Below are 888 nucleotides of genomic sequence, written 5' to 3' on the forward strand. Positions count from 1 at the left end.
CAAGCCGTTCACATACAACATCCATTGGAGTTTTACCTTTGAATGAGCCGTGAGCGCGTTGCCAATTGTAGTAATGCTGCCACTCAGGTAACGTTTCATTTTTGAGTTCGTCCAAATCCAAATTAACGGTCGAATAAAACTCTTCCTTATCAGTTCTTTGTGACCTTTCAACTTTGCCATTTAAGTGAGGAGAGCCTGGCTTATTGGGGCGAAATTTAATGCCATGCTCCATCAATTTGAGCTGTACTTTTTCAGCAAAAAACTCCGTTCCGCGATCAGTTTGAACTCGCTGTATCGGGAATGGCATTTCTTCTATTACCTTATCGATGAAGGTAAGAGTATTGGCTGCCGTTCTACGCTTAAAAACGTCCAACACGCGATATCTAGAGCAATCATCAACAGCAGTATATTGATAAATCCCTGGTGCAATTTTACATGTATCCATCTGAACTCGGTCACCAGGAATAGGTCTTTGGTATCGAATGAAGTCTTTTTTCTTCCGCTGAAAAACTATTGGTTTTACCTCATGTTTGGTCAGCACTTTGTGAATTGAAGCAAGCGATAGCTGAAAATTATGCTCGCGAAGAAGCTCATTTTGAATTCTTCTGGCACCAAGTTTTCTATTTTTTCTGAGTTTAAGAATCCACTCTTCAATTCGATTATTAATTTTAGTGTTTGGGGAGCTGTGCGGGCGTCTAGAAACGTCCTGTAGGCCGTCTAGTCCATCGCTTATACCACTTTCGAAGAGTGGGCCTAGAAATTCCACACCGACGACAAACTAGGCCCGCATTATTAGTTTTTTCGTAAAGCTCAATCCACTTTAAACGTTGTTTAATTTCTTTGTTCATAGCGTCATAGTATATTGAAACGATCTCTATGAATCACACA

The 888-nt window shown here is 40.5% G+C and carries 1 pseudogene; it reads right to left on the bottom strand.

What is annotated here, in order from left to right:
• A pseudogene (locus H5072_RS20520) lies at window positions 1–848 on the bottom strand (IS481 family transposase); the annotation flags it as partial.
• Between the last annotated feature and the right edge of the window lie 40 nt (window positions 849–888).

The sequence above is a fragment of the Pseudoalteromonas sp. SR45-5 genome, assembly GCF_014163565.1.
Lineage (GTDB): Bacteria > Pseudomonadota > Gammaproteobacteria > Enterobacterales > Alteromonadaceae > Pseudoalteromonas > Pseudoalteromonas distincta.